A 17,041-nucleotide genomic window follows, 5' to 3' on the forward strand; every position below is an offset into this window, starting at 1 on the left:
CCGCCCCCGCATCCGGCGCCGGCTACGCCCCGGCCGGCTGCGTCATTCGATCTTGTCGTTGGTGTCCGCATTCATGTCCTTTGTCGGTGTTGGTTTGGCGTGACCGCCCATGCGCGGCGCGCGCGCCCTCCCCTCGATCGCCGTAGCCAGCGCCTGTTCCAGTGCCTCCATGCTCACCGGCTTGGTCAGGTGCTGGTCGAATCCCGCTTGCTGCGACAGGTTCATGTCGCTTGCCGCACCCCAGCCGGTCAGGGCGACGAGCACGGTGCCTTTGAAGTCGTCGCTGGCGCGGATCGCGCGCGCCAGTTCGTGGCCGTTCATCCCGGGCAGGCCGATGTCGAGCAGGGCGAGGTCGGGCTTGACGTCGCGCGCCGCCGCCAGTCCCGCCACCCCGTCGTTGGCCATCCGCGTCTGGTGCCCCAGCGCGCCGAGCAAGGCGACCAGGCTCTCGGCAGCGTCGAGGTTGTCGTCCACGACCAGCACCCGCAAAGGGCGCATCAGTGCCGCCGCCTGGGGTACCGCCTCGCCCGAGCTGCCCGGTGCGCCGCCTTCGCGCCGCAGCGGCAGGCGCACCGTGAAAGTGCTGCCGCGCCCGCGTCCGGCACTATAGGCCTGCACCCGCCCGCCGTGCAGCTCCACCAGCCGGCGCACCAGCGAGCCCGATCCCGAGCCCGCCCGGGCCCGGTCCAGGCTGCTGCGCACCGGGTGAACATGTCGAACACCGAGCCGATGGCGTCCGGCGCGATGCCGATCCCGCTGTCGGTCACGGCCACCACTGCCGCTTCATCCTCGCGCCAGGCCGCCAGCCGGATGCGCCCGCCGCCGGGCGTGTACTTGGCCGCGTTGTTGAGCAGGTTCGACAGGATCTGCACCAGCCGGGTCAGGTCGGCGTCGAGCGGCAGCGGTTCGCTCGGCAGTTCCACCGCCAGCACATGGCCGCCTGCCTGGATCAGCGCCGTGCTCGTCTCGACCGCCATGTGCACGGCCTGGCGCAGGTCGACCGGCTCCTTTTTCAGCTCGATGCGCCCGCGCGTGATGCGGGCGATGTCGAGCAAATCATCCACCAGGTGGATCAGGTGGCCCAACTGGCGGTCCATCATCTCGTGCACGCGCGCCGCCGTGGCCGGGTCGCCCGGCGCCATGCGCATCAGGTCGAGACCCGTGCGGATCGGCGCCAGCGGGTTGCGCAATTCGTGCGCCAGCGTCGCCAGAAACTCGCTCTTGCGGTGGTCGGCCTCGGACAGGTCGGAGGCGATGCGGCGCAGTTCGTCCTCGGCGCGCTTCTGTTCGGTGATGTCGCGCGTGATCGTCGCCAGGCCCAGATGGCTGCCATCGGCGCCGTGGACGGCGAAGCCCTTGAAGTAGACGGGCCTGCCGTCGCCGCTGCCACGCGCTGCGAACTGCAGCTCGCCCTCCCACTTGCCCTGCGGGCCGGACAGTGAAGGCAAGACTTCGGCCCGGACGAAAGCGCGGCAGCTTTCGGCGACGAAGTCGAGCAGGCGCGCGCCGCGGATGTCGGCCCCGGGGCCGAGGCCGGCCATGGCGCGCCCCGCCAGGTTCAGGTAGACGCCGCTGCCGTCGCCGGCGAAGATGCCGATGAAGTCCGAAGACTGCTCGGCCACGGCGGCCAGGCGCCGCACTTCCTCCTCGGCCTGGCGCCGCTCGCTCTGGTCGCGCAGGTAAATGGCGATGCCGCCGCCGGGGTGGCAAAGCAGTTGATCTCGTACCAGCGCCCCCAGGCCGACAGCCAGGCCTCGAGCCGGGCCGGCACGCGCTCGCTGCGGCAGCGGCGGCAGGCGCGCTCATGCTCGCTGCCTATCCATTCCGGGAACAGGTCCCAGAACACGGCGCCGAGCAGTTCGGCGCGGGCATAGCCGCTCACGCGCTCGGCCGCGCCGTTGGCATAGGCGATGCGCCAGCCCGCGTCGAGCGCGCGAAAGCCGTCGCTCATGCTCTCGAGGATCGCATGCGAGTGCTCCTCGGCCGCCTGGCGTCCGGCCGCCTCGTGGCGCTGGCCGATCACGAGGGACGCCGTGTTCGCCAGCAGCGCCATGGCCGCGTCGTCGCGCGCGTCCCTGGCGGCACCCTCGCGGTAGTACCAGGAAAAGGCGCCCAGCACGGCACCTGCGGGTGACAGTATGGGCAGCGCGCGGCTGGCGCGGACGCCGGCTTCCAGCGCGGCGGCGCGGCAGCGCGCCCACAGCGGATCGGTGGCGATCGCGGCCGACTCGACCGCTTCGGCGCGCCAGGCCGCGGTGCCGCCGGCCGCGCCCAGCGGCGCCATGCCAAGCGCGTCGAGCTCCTCGCGCAGCCCCTGAGGCAGGCTGGGAGCGGCGGCGTGGCGCAAGCTGTCGCCGGCGCCGGCAGACTGGATCCCGGCCAGCACGGTGCCGCCAGCGTACTCCTCGGCGGTGCGCGCCAGCACGTCGAGCACGTCTTCCAGCGGCGCGTTCGCGACCGCCAGTTCCAGCGCGCCGCGCTGGCCCAGCGCCAGCAGGTTGGCGCGCGTGCGCTCGGTGACGTCGACGCCGTGCACCAGCACTCCCGACACGCTGCCGTCGGCCTCGCGCAGTGCCATGTAGACGAAGTCCACGTAGTAGGTCTGCAATGCGCCCGCGCCCGGGCCGGACAAGAGCAGCAGGCGCACATTGCTGCCCTCGTGCGCTTCGCCGCTGCGGTAGACCTCTTCGAGCAACTCGACAAAGCCCTGGCCGGCCATTTCCGGCAGCGCCGTGCGCAGCGCCCGTCCCAGCAGCGGCCGGCGTCCGACCAGGGTGGCGAAACGGTCGTTGGCGATGTCGAACACCAGTTCCGGGCCGCGCATCACGGCCATGAAGGCGGGCGCACGATAGAAGATGTCGCGCATGCGCTCGTGCGCCGCGCGCAGTTCGGCATACAGGCGTTCGCGTTCCTCGCCGGCCTGGCGGCGCGCGCTGTCGTCGGCGAAGGTCAGTACGGCGCCGGGAGGGCCCGCGCCGTCGGCCATCGGATGCAGCGAAAACCTCACCGCCAGCGCGCTGCCGTCGCGCCGCAGGAAGCGTGCCTCGTCTTCGCGCAGCGCGGCGCCGGTGCGCACCGCCTGCGCCAGCCTGTCGCCCTCGCCGGAAGCGCACAGCTGCGCCGCAATGTCGCGCCCGACCATCTCGGCCGGCGCATGGCCGAGCAATGCCGCACCTGACGCGTTCATGAAGGTGCAGCGCGCCTGCGCATCGAGCCCGATGATGCCTTCGCCCGAGGACTCGAGCAGCAGCGCGAAGCGTTCGGTACTGGCGCCCAGCGCCTCTTCGCTGACGGCGAGGCGGTCGGTGGCCACGCGCTCGGCGGTGGCGTCGCGCACGATTTTTTGCATAGCCGCGCAGCGTGTCGCCGTCGCGCAGCGGGATCGTCACCCCGTCGGCGAAAAAGCGGCGGCCGTCGCGGCGCAGGTGCCAGCGCCGGTCCTCCGCGCGGCCGGTCTCGCGCGCGCGCCATCTCGCTGCGCGGCACGCCGGCGGCGCGGTCTTCAGGCAGGAAAATCATGTCGGACGGCTGGCCGATGGCCTCATTCGCGCTCCAGCCGAGGATGCTCTGCGCGCCCGCTTCCCAATCGGTGATGCGGCCTTCGGCATCGGTGCCGATGAAGGCGTAGTCGCGCAGGTTGTCGAGGATCAGGTGCAGGCGCTCGTCGCGCGGCGCCGGCAGTCTTCCCGGATCCGCCAAGCCCTGCCTGGCGGCGGCCAGTTCGGCGTCCTTGCGGTAGAGATCGACGAAAACCCCTACCTTGGCGCGCAGCGCCGCCGCATGCTGGGGGCTTGGCCAGGTAGTCGGCGGCACCCAGCGCATAGGCGCGCTCGAGCGTGGCGTCATCGGGGTCGCCGGCACTCAGGAAGATGATCGGCACGGCTTGCGAACGCGGATGCTGGCGCATCAGTTCGGCCGTCTGGAAGCCGTCCAGTGTCGGCATCTGCACGTCCAGCAGGACCAGGGCGAACGCATGCTCGAGCAGCTCCCGCAGCGCCGCCTCGCCCGACCGCACCGCGACGAGCACCGCGCCGACGCCGGCCAGTATCGCTTCCAGCACCGCCAGGTTGGCGCTCTGGTCATCCACGAGCAGGATGCGGGGTTGGACGGTGCAATTCATCTAGGGATGGTCGCTCGGGCGCCGCACCGGCGCGGGGTGGTTGCAAAGAAGGCAATGTATGCCTACCCCTTATGAATGTCAATTGTGCGCGCTCGCCAGGCCGGGCACCGCACACTAGCGGATCGCGTGACCATAGCCTGGACGGAGCCGTAATGGATTTTGACATCAGTTTCATGAACAACGACCTCGAGCACTGGGCGATCGCCATCGCGATCACGCTCGCTTCCACCGTCGCGATGCACTGGACGCGGCAATTCATCCTGCACCGCATGGAGCAGCGGGCCGCGCGTACCGCGACCATGGCGGACGACCTGGTCGCCAAGATGCTGCGCAAGACCTATATCGTCATCATGCTGGCGCTGTCGGCGCACCTGGGCGGCATGGCGCTCGACCTGACGGCCAGGCAGCGCACGGTCAGCTCGCACGCCGCCATTGTCGCGCTGATCCTGCAGCTGGCCATCTGGGGCGATACCCTGCTGCGCGCCTGGCGCGACCATACCCGGGTCGGCGACGGGCGCAAGGCCTCGCGCACCATCGTCTGCTTCCTGCTGCGCCTGACCCTGTGGGTCGTCGCCTTCCTGATGGTCCTGGATAATTTCGGTTTCAATATCACCGCGCTGGTGGCCAGCCTCGGCATCGGCGGCATCGCGGTGGCACTGGCCGTGCAGAATATCCTCGGCGACCTCTTCGCCTCGCTGTCGATCATGCTCGACAAGCCCTTCGAGATCGGCGACTTCATCATCGTCGGCGACGTGCTCGGCTCGGTCGAGCACATCGGCCTGAAGACCACGCGCCTGCGCGGCCTGGGCGGCGAACAGGTGATCTTCTCGAACGGCGACCTGCTGAAAAGCCGCATCCACAACCATAAACGCATGGAATCGCGCCGCGTCGCCTTCATCCTGCGCGTCGCCTATGGTGCCAGCGAGAGCCAGCTGGCGCGCGTGCCGGTCATGATCCGCGAGGTGGTCGAGTCCCAGGGCAGCGTCGCCTTCGAGCGCGCGCACTTCTTCAACTACGGCGAATGGTCGCTCGACTTCGAGGTGGTGTACCACTTCCAGAGCCCGGACTACATCGCCCACATGGACACCCAGCAGGCCATCCTGCTCGAGATCTACCGCCGCTTCGAACGCGAGCGCATCCGCTTCGCGCACCCGCTGTCGATCGTGCGCCTGGCCGATACCGAGGGCGATGCCGCCATGCCGGCGCGGACGTATGCGCCCTCGCCGGCCGCTTCCTACCGGGGGTAATCCGGACGGCTTTGCCGCTCGCCGCCATGGACTGGGCGGTTCCGCCAGCCATGTGTCGACCGCCAGGGCCGGTGCTGGCACGGGCGAGGATCGTGCCACCGACCATCTATCGACGGCACACGCCCGCAAAAAAGCCCGCCGGGCGCAAGCCGGGCGGGCTGGATTCGGGGCGCAGGAAGCGCCCTGGCGGGCTTGTTGCCGCGTGTGATCAGGCAGCCTGGACCGGCAGCACCTGCGCGCGGGCGGCGGCGCCGACGGCGGCGTCGATCTCGGTGTCGACGGTCGTCGTCGCTGGACGCGCCTTGTTCGACGGCGGCGTGGTGCTGATCAGTTCGTGCATGCGGCCCGCGGTCTTGTCCCACGAGGTGTTGGCGACGACGTCGCGCATGCGCTCGACCAGGGCTGCCTTTTCCGATTCGCTGGCGGCCAGCATCTTCTCGCAGGCGGCGATGAACTCTTCCGGCGTCGAAGCGATGGCCACCACGTCGCCGTAAGGCACCTTGACGTCGGTGATGGGCGTGGAGACGCTGAGCTTCTCGGCAGCCATGTATTCCAGCACCTTGGTCGGGCTGATGAACTTGGTCGAGTCGTTCATGGCGAACGGCAGCAGGCAGACATCCCAGCCGGCCAGGAATTTCGGCAGCTCGTCGTAGTTGCGCTGGCCCATGTAGTGGACATTCGATGCGCGCGGCAGCTCGGCCGGGTCGATCTTCACGACCGGGCCGACCAGCACGATCTGCCACTCGGGATGGGCTTCGGCCATGCGGCGCACCAGTTCGGTGTCGAAGCGCTCGTCGATGACGCCGTAGAAGCCCAGGCGCGGACCGGCGATGTTCTGCTGCTCAGGGTGCGAAATGGCGCTGTCGAGGGCCTGGCGGAAGTGTTTGGCGTCGACGCTGCTCGAGAAGCAATGGGCGTTGGCGTGGCGGTCTTTCTTCGCTTCGTACAGGCTCGGGCCGCCGGTGAAGACCAGGTCGGCGATACCGAGCAGGGCCGATTCGCGCTGCAGCAGCTGCTTCGGCGGATTCTTGAAGGCGGCCAGTTCGTCCATGCAGTCATAGACGACGAGTGCCGGGTCGAGGCCTTGCAGCAGCGGCAGGGCCATCGGGGTGTAGAACCAGACCACGGGGCGCTCGCCCTCGGGCACCAGGTCGGCCAGCAGCGCTTGCAGGGCCGGCAGCTGGTCGTCATGGAAGCCAGGTGCATGGATCGCGGTATGCGGACGGCACACCGTGATGTTCGGCGCGACGGCCGTTTTCTTCAGGTGTGCCTGACCTTCTTCGTAGACGGGTTCCTCGACGAAGAGAATATTGTAGTGTTCCGCCAGGCGCGTCATCAGGTGCTGGGGACGCTGAAATACGAAATCCCAGCGCAGATGGCAAAACACGATCAGGGTCGGCATGTTGATTTCCTTTCGCCTTTGTGGCGCTTTAGTTGATCTTGGGTCCCGGGTCTGGCGACTGTCGCGCTTGTCTCTTCACGCAGCCTTCTTCCAGCCGGACCCCGCAATCGTAACATGCAATTTTTATATTATTTTCATTTATGCAAGGCAAGATTAATGTCGAGAACGGATTTTTCCGCTGAGCGCCGCCAGCCTCCATAGGAGAGCTTGGTGCTGCACCGCCACTCTCGTCAGTTCAGTCCTACATCGAGACAGGAAAATCCACTACGAAAACTGATCTATACAGGAGGCATGCCCAAGCGTGCGCGCGCGTGCGAGGCACTGCCGGCGCGGCTTCCGAGGGTTTTTGCCCGCCGTGGGGGAGCTGCCCGGTGTTACCAGGACCGTGGGCCTGGAACCAGCTTTGCGCAGTGCGCATGGCGGACGAGCGCGCCGCCGCCAGGGATGGCGGCAGCATTTTTGCTGCACTGCGGTAGCAGGCTCAGCCTGGCGGATAGGGCTGGGCGCCCTCCGCGTGGCCGTGCTCGTCGAAGCCGTCGGCCGTGTAGACGTCGTCAATGCCGAGGGTGCCGAGGGCGTCGCAGAGTTCGTCCACTTCGGCGCCAAGGTCGGCCGCCAGGTCGGTCGCCTTGACGACGCCGCCCCAGGGCGGTCCGCCGTCGAGCGCATACAGGTTCACACGCAGCGCGATATGGTCGCCGGCATCCTGGGGCGCCACCACGGCGCGCACGCGGTCGGCGGCGAGCTCCTTGGCGTTCAGCAAGGTGTTGATTTCGGATAGAGTGCCCAGCATCGTCAGCTCGGACACCCCCTGCTCCTTGGCACCAAAGAACAGGTCCTGGTAGAGGAAGTCCACGCTCAGCCGCTCGGGATCGGCCGCCAGCGAGCGCCTGACCAGGGGCGCGACGCGTTCGGTCCAGGCGCGGTAGCGGCGCATGCGGTCGGCAAAGTAGACGTCGGCGCCGATCTCGTCCTTCGGCACCGCATAAAATGGATCGCCGCCCTTCTTGAGCGAAAAGCCCAGCAGGAAGCGCAGCTCCATCGCCGTTTCGTCGGGCGCGACCGGTTCGCCGGTCCAGCCACGAATGCTCGCTTCCAGCAGCGGCGCGGCGAGCGGCTTCCTGCTCGACAGGCCCGCGGCCGCCTCGCGCAGCAGTTCCTGCAGGCCGCTGTAGCTGACATGGTCGATTTCGGCCAGGTCGTAGGCATGGCGCACCAGCGCGACCTTCGCCTGCGGGCTGTCGAGCTCATGCGCCTTGAAGCTGGCTGCGAGGGCCTCGTAGGCCTCGTCGTCGACGAAGTTTTCCTGGGCCACCAGCCCGCCCGTGCTCTGCACGAACAGAGGGATCAGGAAGGCGTCGATTTCCAGTTCGGGCTCGCCTTCGCGGCGGATGTGCAGCGTGGCCGCCTGTTCGCCCACGTGAGCGCGCAGCAGGCGGCAGGCCTGCGGGTCGGTAAAGCGGGCCAGCTCGATGGCGCCATACAGCACTTCGTCGCGCTTCTTGCGCAGCGCCTTGCGCACCGCGACGAGCAGCTCTTCCTCGCGCGCGGCGGCGGTTTCGGGATCGCCCTCCCCGCCTTCGGCAACCTCGAGTGCCAGGTCGGCCAGTGCACGGGCCAGCGCGTCGCTGTCGGGTTCGTTATCTGGCGTCGGCTTGCGCGGCACGGGCTTCTTGTTTTTCGGCATGACAGGCTTCGTTGAATGGTGGAGCCGCCATGGTAGCAAATTGCCCGCCGGGCGCGTCGCGGGGCAGGCCGCCGGCACCCCGGGTGCTTGCCTGCGTCTAGCTCGCGCGCTCGGCTTCGGCGACCACCCGCACCGACGCCAGGGCGTTGAGGATCTCTTCCGGTTCGGCCGGCTTGGCGATGTGGATGTCGAAACCGGCCTCGCGCGCACGCACCTTGTCGGCCAGCTGGCCATAGCCCGTGAGCGCGATCAGCAGCGTGGCGGCGAACTGCGGCATCGCGCGCAGGCGCCGCGCCAGTTCGTAGCCGTTCATGTCGGGCAGGCCGATGTCGAGGATGAAGACGTCGGGCCGCTCGAAGGCCGCCCATTCGAGCGCGCTGGTGGCGTCGTAGTAGGTCGACACCAGATGGTCGCCGGCGGCTTCGAGCAGCAGCGACAGGCTGACGGCGGCGTCGATGTTGTCGTCCACCAGCATCACGCGCAGCGCCGTCGGCATCTTGCCCCGGGCGCGGCCGGCCGGGGCGCCCGGCGTGGCCAGCGCCGCCAGCTCGTGCTTGAGCGGCAGCTTGACGGTGAAGATGCTGCCGGCGCCGCGCCCCGGGCTGCTGGCCTCGACGCTGCCGCCGTGCAGCTGGATCAGGCTGCGCACCGGGGCCAGCCCGAGGCCGAGCCCGCCCCGGGCGCGGTCGGCCTTGCGTTCGCCCTGCGAGAACAGGTCGAACACGCGCGGCAGCAGTTCGGCGGTAATGCCTTCGCCGTCGTCGGCCACGGTCAGCGTCGCTTCCATGCCGGCGCTGATCAGGTCGAGCTGGATGTCCCCCGTGCGGCGGCGTGTACTTGGCCGAATTGGTCAGGAGGTTGGCCACGACCTGGGTGAGGCGGGTCTGGTCGCCCCGCACCATCACCGGATTGGGCGGCAGGCGCAGCTCGAGCCGGTGCTGGCGTTCTTCCAGCAGCGGGCGGGTCTGCTCGACCGCGCGCTCCACCACATCGCGCAGGTCGACGTCCTCCAGGCTGAGCGTCACCAGCCCGCGCGTGACGCGCGAGACGTCCAGCATGTCCGACAGCAGCCGGTTCATGTGCTCGACCTGGCGGCCGATGACGTCGCCGGCATAGCGCGCCCGGTGGCCGTCGACGTCGGGCATCTTCAGCAGCTGGGCGGCGGTGCCGATGGGCGCGAGCGGGTTGCGCAGTTCGTGCCCGAGCATGGCCGGGAACTGGTCCTTGGCGCGGTTTTCCTCCTCGGCCATGTGGCGCGCATGCTGTTCGCGCTCGAGCAGGGACTGGCGCTCGTTGCCCGCGCTCTCGCGCGAGGTCTGGGCGCGGCGCAGTTCGCCGCCCGCCTGGCGCAGCGCGGCCAGCAGGCGGTCGATCTCGACGATGCGCGAGGCCCGCACGGGCACGGCCTCGCCGCGGCCCAGCGCGCCGACGGCTTCGCGTACCGGGGCGATGGCGGCAGCGTAGTTGTGCACGAACCAGGCGGCAACGATGGCGGCGCAGGCCAGCGCGGCCACGAAGGCCAGGGCCGCATCGCGCCGTGCCGGTGGCACATCGGTAGCCAGCGCCGCAGGCGGCGCGCTGACGGCCACCAGCCAGCCCGAGCGCGGTGCCCGGCTGAAGCCCGCGAGGGCGCGCGCGCCGCTGCGCATAGGCAGGCCAAGCGCGCCGGAACGCAGGGCACCCGCGCCGGCGGTGGCCGCGGCAGCGGCGGCCAGCAGCGCCGGCGGGGCATCCTGGCCGATGGTCTCAGCGCTGCCCGTGCTCGACGCGATCAGCTTGCCGCCGCGGTCGACCAGGTCGATCTGCCAGTCGCGCGGCAGGCCGGCCTCCGCCAGCATGCGGCGGAAATGGTCGCTGCCGAAGCCGGCCGCGACGACGTAGCGTTGCGCGCCGGATGCGGCAGGCAGGGGCGACGGCCGTGATCAGGCGCCCGGCCACGCGGCCCGGGACCACGTCGATGACGGTCGGGCGCGTACTTTGCGGGACGTCCTGCAGGTAGGTGGGAGCCGGCGCTTGCGCCGGGGCGTGCCAGCGGGGCCAGCGTGTTGACGATTTCCTCGCCATCGAGGCCGATCAGCATGGCCCAGCTCGAGGCGCCGCCAACGGCAAGCCCCGCTTCGCGGTGGAAGGCGGCCAGGTCGCCGCGCGCCAGCGAAGGCGACGCGGCCAGCACGCGCAGCGCCGCGCCGGCGTCGGACAGCTCGTCGTCCACCAGCAGCGCGATGCGCTCGGCCTTGCGCGCCAGGCCGTCGCGGGCACGGGCGCTGTCGCCGTCGTCGAGCAGGCGCAGTGTGAAGCCGGCGAAGAGGATCACCGGGACGAGGATTGCTGCGGCCATCAAGTACAGGTAGGCACGGATTTGCATCGCGGGCTCACAGGTAGACGGCCGTCGACATGACAGCCAGCAAAATCGATGATACCAATCTGCCATCGTAAAGCAAGAAGAGACTGAGAATTCCGGCGCCAGCGTTCAAAATCGGCGCCGGCCCCTGTTCCCCTGCCCCAGCGGCGCTACGATGCGCGGCGCGCGATGTTATGCTTCGGTCATCCCAGCCGGTCGCGCAGCCGGCCCCGTGCCCTGCGCCACCGCCCAACCTGCCCATTGCCGAAAGTCCGTCCGATGCTCGACAACTATTTCAAACTCAGCGCCAGCGGCACCACCGTCCGGACCGAACTCCTGGCCGGCCTGACGACCTTCCTGACGATGGCCTACATCATCTTCGTGAACCCATCGATCCTGGGCGACGCCGGCATGCCCAAGGAGTCCGTGTTCGTCGCCACCTGCCTGGTCGCCGCGCTCGGCAGCGCGGTCATGGGCCTGTACGCCAATTACCCGATCGGGATGGCGCCGGGCATGGGGCTGAACGCCTACTTCGCCTATGCCGTCGTGCTCGGGATGGGCGTGGCCTGGCCGGCGGCGCTGGGGGCCGTGTTCATCTCGGGTTGCCTCTTCATCCTGGTGTCGGTGCTGGGCCTGCGCGGCATGATTGTCAACGGCATCCCGCATTCGCTGCGCACGGCGATTACCGTCGGCCTGGGCATGTTCCTGGCCCTCATCGCCCTGAAGAACGCCGGCATCGTGGTCGGCAGCGAGCCGACCCTGGTCAAGGCGGGCGACCTGCACAAGCCCGAAGCGATCATGGCGATTGCCGGTTTCCTGCTGATCGTCACGCTCGACCGCCTGCGCGTGCGCGGCGCCATCCTGATCGGCATCGTCGCCGTCACCGTGCTCTCCTTCTTCTTCGGCGGGAACACCTTCCATGGCGTGTTTTCCGCGCCCCCGTCGATCGCGCCGACGCTGTTCAAACTGGACATTCCGGGCGCGCTGTCGGTCGGCATCCTCAACGTGGTGCTGGTATTCTTCCTCGTCGAACTGTTCGACGCCACCGGCACCCTCATGGGCGTGGCCAGCCGCGCCGGGCTGCTGGTGGAGGGCAAGATGGAGCGCCTGAACCGCGCCCTGCTGGCCGACTCCGGCGCCATCGTCGCCGGTGCCGCGCTCGGTACCTCGAGCACCACCGCCTACATCGAAAGCGCAGCCGGGGTGCAGGCCGGCGGGCGCACGGGCCTGACTGCCCTTGCCGTGGCCGTGCTGTTCCCGGCATGCCTCTTCATCGCCCCGCTGGCGGGCGTGGTGCCGGCCTACGCCACCGCGCCGGCGCTGCTATTCGTCGCCTGCCTGATGCTGCGCGACCTGGGCGACATCGAATGGGGCGACACCACCGAGAGCATCCCGGCCGCGATCACGGCCCTGGTCATCCCCTTCACCTACTCGATCGCCGAAGGCATCGCCTTCGGCTTCATCACCTACGCCGCACTGAAGCTCACCACCGGCCGCGCGCGCGAGGTCAAGCCGGTGGTGTGGGTGATCGCCGCCCTGTTTGTTTTCAAGATCGTCCACATCGGTACCTGAGAGCGAAGTCGCTCTGGCAAGAACACGGCCGGCTTGCTGAACGGCTGAGTCGTTTCCACGCCGCACTTGGGAGAAATTGCGGGGTGAACGCCCCGTGCGCCGATTTATCCCGGCGCCAGAGGCGCACCCGTGCTGCTTCTGGGATACAATCTGGCCCGAGCCCCACTGCCGCCGAACGCGTGCACCGGCGCTCCTTCCTCGAACGACAGGCCAGCCGGCGGCAGCATCAGCCGGCGCGGCCGCAGCCGCACAGATTGCTTATGAAATCATTCTCTTCCCTCGCGCTGGCCCTGTTCGGCCTCGCGCACGGCACCGCTTTCGCTTCCGGCGGCGCCGCCGACGAATTGCCGCAGATCGGTACCATCCACAGCGCCCTGGTCGTGACCCGGCCCGACACGATCCCCGAAGGCAGCTGGTTCACCTCGGCCGAACTGGGCGCGATCAGCACCTCCGGCAATACCACCGGCACCTCGGTCAGCGGCAAGATCGATGCCCGCCACGAGACCGCCGACTGGAGCAACGAGTACATCGTCTCGGGCTTTTTCAAGGAAGACGAGATCACCGACGACGAGGGCGAGCGCGAGCGACAGCGCTCGGCCCAGCGCTGGGCCCTGTCGGCCAAGGCCGCCTACAAGCTGATGAACGAAGGCAGCCGCGCCTTCGTCCTCGGCTCGCACGTGAACGACCGCTTCGGCGCCTATACCCGCTACACCTCGTTTGCCGTCGGACATGGTTCCCAGCTCTACAATACCGACACCAAGGCGCTCGACGTCGAGATCGGTCCGGGCTATTTCAGCGGCGAGCGCGAAAACGGCGAGATCGAGAACGGCATGACCGTGCGTGGCGCCGCGCGTTTCCGCTGGCAGGTGAGCGAGGCGGCCGCCTTCGTGCAGACGGTGAGCGTCGAGCGCGGTACCTCGAACGTGCACTCGATCGCGGAATCGGCCCTCTCGACCAAGATCAACGACACCATGCAGATGAAGGCCGCCTTCAGCGCCCGCAATGACACGAACGTGCCGGCGGAAAAGAAGAACACCGATACCCAGACCTCGCTCACGCTGGTGTATTCGTTCTGAGTGGTATGGCGCCAGGCGCGTGCCGGGCCCGTGGCCCCGCATGCGAGAATGGCGCCATGGAGCGACGAAACGACTACAAGACGGCCCTGCTGATCGACGCCGTCATCCACCGGCCGGAGCCGGCGCGTGCGCTGGCGGGCATGGGCGTCCCCCTTCGACGTGGCGCGGCGCGTGCTGACCAAACCCGATGAACGGCGCCATCCGACGCCACCGCCGACCCTACCGGCGCGGCTGAAGGCGGCCTGGCGTCCGGGCCGACACCATCCCGGCGAACATTCGGGGGGCAATCCGGGCTGGACCGCTGGCCGTCGCGCGTGCCGGCAAAGGACACGCGCGGCATGGCAGCCCGGGCGTCAGTGGGGCGGACGGGCGGACTTGCGCCGCTCGCGCTGGCGATACAGCTCGGGCGAGCACAACACCCGCAGCGCCACCCGGCGCGGCACACCTACCTGTTCCAGAAATTGCAGGGCGGGATGGAGTCCGTGCTCGGAACAGATGTGCAACCCGGCGTCGACACGGGCCGCCATCACGCGGTCCCTGCGCACATCGTTCTTGTCGAATTCCGTCATCTCCGTCCTCCGTCTTGACATTGTAATATGGTAACACCAGCCGTTACCAACTTAAAGTAGTTTCTCAAGAGTCTGACGTAAGCGCTTGAAGAGCTGGTTGTTTCACAACGATAGATTTTTTCTTCTTGCCAATAAACTGTCTTTACAGTTAGGCGCACGAATCCGCCGATTCCGCGGATTCCGTTAACGCGTCAGGCCTGCGGTTCGTGCACATCGTCCACCTCGACCGGCTCGGCCGCGATCTTCTGCTCGGCCAGCGCCAGGTCGTCCTCGTCCGCCGCCAGTCCTTCCTGCGCAGCGCCGCGCACCCGGTCGTAGGCCAGTTCCACCAGCACCGGGAAGTGATCGGAACCGAAGTGCGGGAGGCGGCGAATGAAGGAGAGCGTGAAATGCCGGCTGTGGAACAGGTGGTCGAGCGGCCAGCGCAGGAACCAGTGGTCGGCGTGGAAGGTATTGAACATGCCGCGGCCGATGCGCGGGTCGAGCAGGCCGCTGATCTTGCGGAACAGCCGCGTCGTGGTCGACCAGGCCACGTCGTTCAGGTCGCCGGCGACGATCACCGGCGTGTCGACCTCGGCCACGCTCTTGGCCACCACCAGCAGTTCGGCATCGCGCTCGGTCGACTCGTCGTGCTCGGTCGGGCTGGGCGGTGCCGGATGCAGGAAATGCATGCGCACCTTGCGTCCGCTCGGCAGGATCGCCAGCGCATGCATCGAGGGAATGTCGTCCTCGACCAGGAACTGGATCGCCGCGTCCTCGAGCGGCAGACGCGAATACACGTGCATGCCATACAGGTTGTCGAGCGGGCATTTCAGCGCATGCGGGTAATCGGTTTCCAGCACGTCGAGCCGCTCCTGCCACCAGGCGTCGGTCTCGAGGGTGACGAACACGTCCGGCTGGTGTTCGCGGATGAGGGCGATCAGGCCGTCGGTATTGCGGTTGGGGGTGAGCACGTTGGCCGTCAGGATGCGGATCCGTTCGGCTTCGCTCACGCCCAGCGCCGCCTTCACTTCGCGCGGGTAGATGCGCGTGTAGGGAATGATCCACCAGGCCTGGTAGCCCAGGCAGAGCGCATTCACCGCGATCAGGCCTTGCGAGACTGGGTCGGCGAGGTCGTCGACCAGCAGCTGCGCCGCCAGCACGACCAGCGCGACGATCGTGATCTGCAGGCGCGGGAAATCGAGGTCGCGGATCCACCACTGGGTGGCGCGCGAAAAGGGCACCAGGGTGGCGATCAGGATCAGGGCTACCAGGGTCGCAAACAGGGCCAGGTGCATGGTCGGGTACATCCTCTGAGGCAGTTTCGTGTTGGAAATTTGACAAGGAATGCCGACAGTATGCCCGTTTTTGACGGAACGGCCTGTGCGCTAGCGTCCAGAGTGTGCGCACCCGGCGGCCCGGCCCTCCCCGCGCTGGCGTGCGTTGACGATTTGGCCGCTGGGCGATACTGGTCACCCCGACAACTCCCGATGCTCCGCTCATGGCCCACCGCCCGCCTTTCGTGATCCTGACCCGCCAGGGATTCGACGACCTGCTGTCCCGTCTCGCGCCAGCCGGGTCCGTGCTCTACCTGAACCCGGGGTGGCCAGCCTCGATGAGATCGCCGCGCTGCAGGCGGCCGGGGCGCGCGTCGAGCAACTCGACGCGGACCTGGCGCCGCCGCCCCTGCCGCCGCTGGCGGCATTGGACGAGCCGGCAGCGTGGATCGAACACGCGGCATCTTCCGATACGGCGTCCGATACGGCGTCCGGTACGGCGCCCGGTACGGCGTCCCGTACGGCGCCCACCACGGGATCGGCCCGGCCGTCCGCTGCGGCATCCACCGCGCTGCCTGATGCGCCCCCTTCCCCGGCTGCGGCAGCGTCACCGTCCACCTCATCCACGGCGCGCAGCACCCCTCCCCGCTACCTGCGCCTGGCGCGCTCGGCGCGCATGTTCGCCGGCCAGGCCCTGCGCCGCCTGCGCGATGCCAGCGGCCGCAACCTGATGGTGCTGCCCTACCTCGGCTTCGGCAACGGCCGGCGGGTGTGGATCAAGGGACGGGTGCTGGACGAGCACAGCTTCCGCGAACAGACGGACAGCGACAGCGGCTGGAGCAACCTGGTCGCCCTCTACCGGCGCCTGGAGGCCGACGAGGTGGCGAACGCACGGGTGCTGGTCCATCTCGGCGGGCAGACCGGGAAACCGTGACGGACGCCGGCGGCTATTTTTCCTTCGACCTGCGTTTGCCGGCGCCGCTCGCGGGCGGCATCCACACGGTGGAACTGGACCTGCCGGACGAGCGCCACCCGGACGGCAGTCCGGTGGCCGCCAGCGCCGAGGTGATGGTGCCGCAGGCCGGCGCGCGCTACGGCATCATCAGCGACATCGACGACACCGTGCTCTGGACCAATGTCACCAACAAGCTGAACATGGCACTGATGCTGGCGCGTTCGAATGCGCACACGCGCAAACCCTTCAAAGGGGTGGCCGCCTTCTATCGGGCCTTGCACGGCGGCGTGTCGGGAAGCGATGGCAATCCACTGTTCTACGTCTCGAGCAGCCCCTGGCACCTGTACGGTCCGCTACTCGACTTCCTGCGCCTGCAGGGCATCCCGGTGGGCCCGCTGCTGCTGCGCGAGCTGAACGTGCGCGACGTCCTGAAGCTCACCCAGCACGGCAGCCACAAGCTCGACAAGATCGAGCTGATCCTGAGCTTCTATCCGGACATGCAGTTCGTGCTGATCGGCGACAGCGGCGAGCAGGACCCCGAGATCTACGCCGAAGTCGTGCGCCGCCACCCGGAATCGGTGCGGATGATCTACATCCGCAACGTCAACCCGGATCCGGCGCGCATCGAGGCACTCGACCGCCTCATCGACGAAGTCAGCACGACCGGCACCCAGCTGGTACTGGCGCCCGACAGCGTGTTTGCCGCCTCGCACGCCGCCGCCGAGGGCCTGATCAAGGTCGACCGCCTGCCTGCGGTGCGGTCGAGCAAGAAGGACGACGACGGCGTCCTTCCCGATCTCTGAGCGCCTGGCCGTA

The 17,041-nt window shown here is 68.6% G+C and carries 17 protein-coding genes and 1 pseudogene; 6 read left to right on the forward strand and 12 right to left on the reverse strand.

The features are described 5' to 3' along the window. Positions 1-42: 42 nt before the first annotated feature. The 5 genes from G4G31_RS16095 to G4G31_RS16110 are packed head-to-tail and all read right to left on the reverse strand — an operon-like array spanning position 43 to position 4,120. Positions 43-498, reverse strand: coding sequence for a response regulator (locus tag G4G31_RS16095; protein WP_182988505.1), 456 nt, complete (start codon positions 496-498; stop codon positions 43-45). Further along, entirely contained in the window at positions 498-1,640 is a 1,143-nt protein-coding gene (locus G4G31_RS16100; protein ID WP_182988506.1) for a PAS domain-containing sensor histidine kinase, read from the reverse strand. The genes G4G31_RS16095 and G4G31_RS16100 overlap by 1 nt, the downstream gene beginning before the upstream one ends. Beyond that, entirely contained in the window at positions 1,559-3,277 is a 1,719-nt protein-coding gene (locus G4G31_RS16105) for a PAS domain-containing protein (protein ID WP_374011318.1), read from the reverse strand. Before G4G31_RS16105 ends, G4G31_RS16100 begins: the two co-directional genes overlap by 82 nt. After that, on the reverse strand, positions 3,184-3,657 hold the full coding sequence (locus G4G31_RS29250) for a PAS domain-containing protein (protein WP_374011319.1): 474 nt from the start codon (positions 3,655-3,657) through the stop codon (positions 3,184-3,186). The genes G4G31_RS16105 and G4G31_RS29250 overlap by 94 nt, the downstream gene beginning before the upstream one ends. Beyond that, the gene (locus tag G4G31_RS16110) at positions 3,542-4,120 is read right to left on the reverse strand and encodes a two-component system response regulator (protein WP_182988508.1); all 579 of its coding nucleotides are present in this window, start codon (positions 4,118-4,120) and stop codon (positions 3,542-3,544) included. The genes G4G31_RS29250 and G4G31_RS16110 overlap by 116 nt, the downstream gene beginning before the upstream one ends. A gap of 152 nt (positions 4,121-4,272) precedes the next feature. On the opposite strand from G4G31_RS16110, the gene G4G31_RS16115 reads away from it, so the two are divergent. After that, positions 4,273-5,367, forward strand: a complete 1,095-nt coding sequence (locus G4G31_RS16115; protein ID WP_182988509.1) for a mechanosensitive ion channel family protein — start codon at positions 4,273-4,275, stop codon at positions 5,365-5,367. 208 nt (positions 5,368-5,575) lie between these two features. On the opposite strand, the gene G4G31_RS16120 is transcribed toward G4G31_RS16115, so the two are convergent. The 5 genes and pseudogenes from G4G31_RS16120 to G4G31_RS29260 all read right to left on the reverse strand — a co-directional run bounded on the left by G4G31_RS16120 (position 5,576) and on the right by G4G31_RS29260 (position 10,821). Further along, the gene (locus G4G31_RS16120) at positions 5,576-6,769 is read right to left on the reverse strand and encodes a glycosyltransferase family 1 protein (protein WP_182988510.1); all 1,194 of its coding nucleotides are present in this window, start codon (positions 6,767-6,769) and stop codon (positions 5,576-5,578) included. Between the two features lie 481 nt (positions 6,770-7,250). Continuing rightward, on the reverse strand, positions 7,251-8,456 hold the full coding sequence (locus G4G31_RS16125; protein WP_182988511.1) for a hypothetical protein: 1,206 nt from the start codon (positions 8,454-8,456) through the stop codon (positions 7,251-7,253). A gap of 97 nt (positions 8,457-8,553) precedes the next feature. After that, positions 8,554-9,243: a response regulator gene (locus G4G31_RS16130; RefSeq protein WP_182988512.1), complete on the reverse strand. Its 690-nt coding sequence runs from the start codon at positions 9,241-9,243 to the stop codon at positions 8,554-8,556. 304 nt (positions 9,244-9,547) lie between these two features. Then, a pseudogene (locus G4G31_RS29255) lies at positions 9,548-10,294 on the reverse strand (hypothetical protein); the annotation flags it as partial. Further along, entirely contained in the window at positions 10,228-10,821 is a 594-nt protein-coding gene (locus G4G31_RS29260) for a hypothetical protein (RefSeq protein ID WP_182988513.1), read from the reverse strand. The gene G4G31_RS29260 and the pseudogene G4G31_RS29255, both read right to left, overlap by 67 nt. A 255-nt stretch (positions 10,822-11,076) precedes the next feature. Here G4G31_RS29260 and G4G31_RS16145 point away from each other — a divergent pair, with 255 nt between their 5' ends. The 3 genes from G4G31_RS16145 to G4G31_RS27630 all read left to right on the forward strand — a co-directional run bounded on the left by G4G31_RS16145 (position 11,077) and on the right by G4G31_RS27630 (position 13,636). Then, positions 11,077-12,369: an NCS2 family permease gene (locus G4G31_RS16145; RefSeq protein WP_182988514.1), complete on the forward strand. Its 1,293-nt coding sequence runs from the start codon at positions 11,077-11,079 to the stop codon at positions 12,367-12,369. A gap of 260 nt (positions 12,370-12,629) precedes the next feature. Beyond that, entirely contained in the window at positions 12,630-13,445 is an 816-nt protein-coding gene (locus G4G31_RS16150) for a YdiY family protein (protein WP_182988515.1), read from the forward strand. A 56-nt stretch (positions 13,446-13,501) separates the two neighbouring features. Continuing rightward, entirely contained in the window at positions 13,502-13,636 is a 135-nt protein-coding gene (locus G4G31_RS27630; RefSeq protein ID WP_267873620.1) for a hypothetical protein, read from the forward strand. Between the two features lie 162 nt (positions 13,637-13,798). On the opposite strand, the gene G4G31_RS16155 is transcribed toward G4G31_RS27630, so the two are convergent. Then, entirely contained in the window at positions 13,799-14,014 is a 216-nt protein-coding gene (locus G4G31_RS16155) for a hypothetical protein (protein ID WP_182988516.1), read from the reverse strand. A gap of 191 nt (positions 14,015-14,205) precedes the next feature. Next, a complete protein-coding gene (locus tag G4G31_RS16160) occupies positions 14,206-15,291 on the reverse strand; it encodes an endonuclease/exonuclease/phosphatase family protein (protein ID WP_182988517.1) in 1,086 nt (361 codons plus the stop codon). 304 nt (positions 15,292-15,595) lie between these two features. Here G4G31_RS16160 and G4G31_RS16165 point away from each other — a divergent pair, with 304 nt between their 5' ends. Both G4G31_RS16165 and G4G31_RS16170 read left to right on the forward strand, forming a co-directional pair. After that, on the forward strand, positions 15,596-16,204 hold the full coding sequence (locus G4G31_RS16165) for a hypothetical protein (RefSeq protein WP_182988518.1): 609 nt from the start codon (positions 15,596-15,598) through the stop codon (positions 16,202-16,204). After that, entirely contained in the window at positions 16,201-17,028 is an 828-nt protein-coding gene (locus tag G4G31_RS16170) for an App1 family protein (RefSeq protein WP_182988519.1), read from the forward strand. Before G4G31_RS16165 ends, G4G31_RS16170 begins: the two co-directional genes overlap by 4 nt. Positions 17,029-17,041: the final 13 nt, after the last annotated feature.

It is taken from the genome of Massilia sp. Se16.2.3 (genome assembly GCF_014171595.1).
Classification (GTDB): domain Bacteria; phylum Pseudomonadota; class Gammaproteobacteria; order Burkholderiales; family Burkholderiaceae_D; genus Telluria.

Excerpts from the sequence above, each read along its gene's own strand:
- G4G31_RS16095 (WP_182988505.1), bottom strand. The coding sequence starts at position 498 with ATGCGCCCTTTGCGGGTGCTGGTCGTGGACGACAACCTCGACGCTGCC.
- G4G31_RS16110 (WP_182988508.1), bottom strand. The coding sequence starts at position 4,120 with ATGAATTGCACCGTCCAACCCCGCATCCTGCTCGTGGATGACCAGAGC.
- G4G31_RS16115 (WP_182988509.1), top strand. The coding sequence starts at position 4,273 with ATGGATTTTGACATCAGTTTCATGAACAACGACCTCGAGCACTGGGCG.
- G4G31_RS16120 (WP_182988510.1), bottom strand. The coding sequence starts at position 6,769 with ATGCCGACCCTGATCGTGTTTTGCCATCTGCGCTGGGATTTCGTATTT.
- G4G31_RS16125 (WP_182988511.1), bottom strand. The coding sequence starts at position 8,456 with ATGCCGAAAAACAAGAAGCCCGTGCCGCGCAAGCCGACGCCAGATAAC.
- G4G31_RS16130 (WP_182988512.1), bottom strand. The coding sequence starts at position 9,243 with ATGGAAGCGACGCTGACCGTGGCCGACGACGGCGAAGGCATTACCGCC.
- G4G31_RS29260 (WP_182988513.1), bottom strand. The coding sequence starts at position 10,821 with ATGCAAATCCGTGCCTACCTGTACTTGATGGCCGCAGCAATCCTCGTC.
- G4G31_RS16145 (WP_182988514.1), top strand. The coding sequence starts at position 11,077 with ATGCTCGACAACTATTTCAAACTCAGCGCCAGCGGCACCACCGTCCGG.
- G4G31_RS16150 (WP_182988515.1), top strand. The coding sequence starts at position 12,630 with ATGAAATCATTCTCTTCCCTCGCGCTGGCCCTGTTCGGCCTCGCGCAC.
- G4G31_RS27630 (WP_267873620.1), top strand. The coding sequence starts at position 13,502 with ATGGAGCGACGAAACGACTACAAGACGGCCCTGCTGATCGACGCCGTC.
- G4G31_RS16155 (WP_182988516.1), bottom strand. The coding sequence starts at position 14,014 with ATGACGGAATTCGACAAGAACGATGTGCGCAGGGACCGCGTGATGGCG.
- G4G31_RS16160 (WP_182988517.1), bottom strand. The coding sequence starts at position 15,291 with ATGCACCTGGCCCTGTTTGCGACCCTGGTAGCCCTGATCCTGATCGCC.